At 54.1% G+C, this 3,027-nt stretch carries 3 protein-coding genes; all 3 read right to left on the bottom strand.

The window, feature by feature from the left end:
- Nucleotides 1–55 precede the first annotated feature (55 nt).
- The 3 genes from AC6I6H_RS22380 to AC6I6H_RS22370 are packed head-to-tail and all read right to left on the bottom strand — an operon-like array spanning nt 56 to nt 2,655.
- Nucleotides 56–856, bottom strand: coding sequence for an ABC transporter permease (locus AC6I6H_RS22380; protein ID WP_497956814.1), 801 nt, complete (start codon nt 854–856; stop codon nt 56–58).
- A 3-nt stretch (nt 857–859) separates the two neighbouring features.
- Nucleotides 860–1,651 carry an ABC transporter permease gene (locus tag AC6I6H_RS22375; protein WP_497956812.1) on the bottom strand — a complete coding sequence of 264 codons (792 nt, stop codon included), beginning with the start codon at nt 1,649–1,651 and terminating at the stop codon, nt 860–862.
- Entirely contained in the window at nt 1,648–2,655 is a 1,008-nt protein-coding gene (locus tag AC6I6H_RS22370) for an ABC transporter ATP-binding protein (RefSeq protein ID WP_497956810.1), read from the bottom strand. Before AC6I6H_RS22370 ends, AC6I6H_RS22375 begins: the two co-directional genes overlap by 4 nt.
- Between the last annotated feature and the right edge of the window lie 372 nt (nt 2,656–3,027).

Genomic DNA, 3,027 nt, shown 5'->3' with positions numbered 1-3,027 from the left:
GCTTTGTGGTCTGTTCCAGAAACCTGCTTTTGGGACACCCTCTTTCGTGTAACCGTTAGCTCGACGCGCTCGCATATTTCTTCAAGGCTCTTCGGAAGAACAAGCTGGAGGCGGCAAATAGAACCGCTCCCAGGACGAAGCCCCCGATTAAATGAAACGCGCTGATTCGCCCCGCCAGCGTTTCCGCCGGCACGGAGACGATGAAAAAAAGCGGGAGCACCCAGGTGAGGAACAGCCGGATCGGCTTCTGGTACACATTGATCGGGAATCGCCCCATCTGAATAATGCTGTCGAAAATCATCAGCATGGGGCTGCCCGCATACCAGAATGCCACCGAGCTTAAAAACAGCAGCAGGGAGTACAAAATCAGCAAAGCGCTGCCTGCGGACACGACGGTCAGGAGACCGGACAAGAGGCTGAGCCCGGCCCCCTGCCCCATTTGCAAAAGCCCCATCCCCATAACCGCCAGTCCCACCGCCACGTCAATTACGTTCAGGGGCGACCAATAGCGGGTGCTGACATAAAACTGGGTCGGAAGAGGCTTGATCAAGGTAAGGTCGAACTTGCCGGTCCACAGCTCCCCGTCCATTCCGGAGAGCGAATTCAGGCTGGGCCCAATAAAGAGGTTTTTTACCGCCAGAATAAAAAAGTACACGCCCGTAAGCGCCAGCGTATCGGCAAAGGTCCATCCGTTGACGGAGTTTGTATTGGAGAACAGGATGGCAATTCCGCCGATCGTACCGGTCAGGTTCACGGCCGTATACAGCAGCTTGATCAGAAAGTCGCTGCGAAACGACGCATCCTTTACTAACGCCGTTGTGAAGAACAGCCGCAGCAGCCGCAAGTATCGGAGCATTCGTCAGCCTCCTACCGCCATGTAATTGCGTACGCCGTTTTTCCAGACCCACCGGTTTGCTCCTACAATCACCGCCGCCCACCCGAATTGAACAATCAAGCCGAATAGCAGCTCCGGCTGGCTCAGCTTTCCCAGAAGAACCTCAATCGGAAAACTGATCATGTAGCGAAACGGCAAAAACTCGGCTATCCGCTGCAGGGTACCCGGAAGCAAGGAAGACGGGGCAACCTGTCCGGCGAGTAAAAAGACCAGCGTATCGTTGACGGCTAACAGCGAGTTTACTTTATTGGTGTAAAAAGCGAGCAAGGACAGCGTATAAGCCAGCATAAGCCGAATGACTTGCGCCATAACAATGATGTACAGGACCAACAGTGCTTCAAGTCCCGATAAAGCGAAGCGGAAATGAAAAAAGAGGCTGAGCAGCAAGGCGATGACCAGAACAAACGGCATGCAGACGATTTTCACCGCCAGGTCGGAAGCGACCACTTCGTAAAAGGGCGAGATCGGCCTCAGCAGCGTGACCGACATGCGCCCTCCTGTGATCTGCTCGCCTACCGTCCAATGCGAAGTGGGATACGTCAGCTGATTGATGAGGATCAGCAGGATGTAATAAACGACAAAATCATTCCGGCTGTACCCGGCGATTCCTCCGTCCCCTGCTGCGGATACCCAGACCAGCATGTAGATCAAGGGGCCGATCATCCAGCCCACTGCCAGCGTCCAGAAGAAGCCTTTTGCCGCCATATACCCGAACATGGTCTTGCGAATGAGGGCAAGCCCGCCGCGAAGGTTCATGCCGTCCAGCCCTCCCGGTACACTTCGTCGATTACCGAGTCGATGGGCGCGTCCTGAATGGTTAAATCCCCGATCGCATGCCGGTGGAACAGCACGGAAACAAACTCCGGCGCCGCGCGTTTGCTCACCTTGATCGTGGCCTCGTTCCCCGTCTGCTCGACGGACTGAATGACTTCGCTGAATTCTTCCTGCAGCCGCAGCAGAATGTCCGCTACATCGCCCTGCAAAAAGCTGACCTTCAGGAGCCGGTAATCCGCGATCCGGTCGCTCAGCTTGTCCAGCGCCCCGTCGTAAACCAGGGTTCCTTTGTTGATCAGCACTACCCTTTTGCACAGGGAAGCGATGTCCTCCATGTAATGGCTGGTTAACAGAACCGTCGTTTCGTACCGGCGGTTGTAGTCGCGGATGAAATCCCGGAGCCGCAGCTGCATGGTCACGTCCAATCCCAGCGTAGGTTCGTCCAGAAACAATACCTTCGGCTGATGCAGCAGAGCGGCGGTCAGCTCGCATTTCGCCCGCTCCCCGAGGGACAGATTGCGGGCCTGGTTGTTCAGAAGCCGTCCGATGTCCAGCAGCTCCGTCAATTCGTCCAGCCTGCGTTTGAAGTCCCCGTTCGATACCCCATAAATCTCCTTCATAACATAAAAGGAATCCGCCACGGTAATATCCCAGGTCAGCGTTGATTTGTTTCCCATCACCATACTGATTTGCCGAAGGAAGCCCGGCTTGCGTTCCCACGGCTTAAAGCCCAAGACGGATACCTCGCCCGAGGTCGGGTAAAGAATGCCCGACAGCATTTTCAGAGTAGTGGTTTTTCCCGCGCCGTTGGGGCCGATGAATCCGACCATTTCGCCCGGATTGATCCGGAGGTGAAGGCTTTTTACCGCCTCCACCTGATTGTACTGCACTTTTATCAGGCTTTTGAGGGCGGACGCCAGCCCTTCTTTCCGTACCGGAATGCGATAAATTTTTGTGAGATTTTCCATCCAAATCCCTTGGTCCATGAACTTCCCCCAATCTTTATTCCGCATCGCCATTTCCTTCAGTAAACATTCCCGCCGCGCACCAGTAACGCCTTTTCCTCTCCGTTTCTTGGGAACGCTGTCCGTCTCTCATTCTAGTATGTAACATTAATAGTATACGTATGGTATTTTCTGTATTCAATAGTTAGTTTTCTTATTCACAAACACAAAGCTCTCGTTATTTTCTTGATCCGTCCCCCAGCTTCCCCCCGATCCACTTTCCTGCATTCACGCATTTAACATTTGTTCCTTGGCCTCATTCACTCCTCCGGGACTCGGCCCGCGTTGGGCCAACACCAGGGTACTGGTACTTCGCTCTGTTCCTTTCCCGTACAAAACAAAAGAACCTGCGCA

The organism is Gorillibacterium sp. sgz306347, from assembly GCF_059735245.1.
The sequence above is the reverse complement of the archived record's forward strand: the minus strand, read 5'-3'. Positions and strand labels throughout refer to the sequence as shown.

What these genes read in the sequence shown, in the direction of transcription:
- AC6I6H_RS22380 (WP_497956814.1), bottom strand. Translation starts at nt 856, where the DNA reads ATGCTCCGATACTTGCGGCTGCTGCGGCTGTTCTTCACAACGGCGTTA.
- AC6I6H_RS22375 (WP_497956812.1), bottom strand. Translation starts at nt 1,651, where the DNA reads ATGAACCTTCGCGGCGGGCTTGCCCTCATTCGCAAGACCATGTTCGGG.
- AC6I6H_RS22370 (WP_497956810.1), bottom strand. Translation starts at nt 2,655, where the DNA reads ATGGACCAAGGGATTTGGATGGAAAATCTCACAAAAATTTATCGCATT.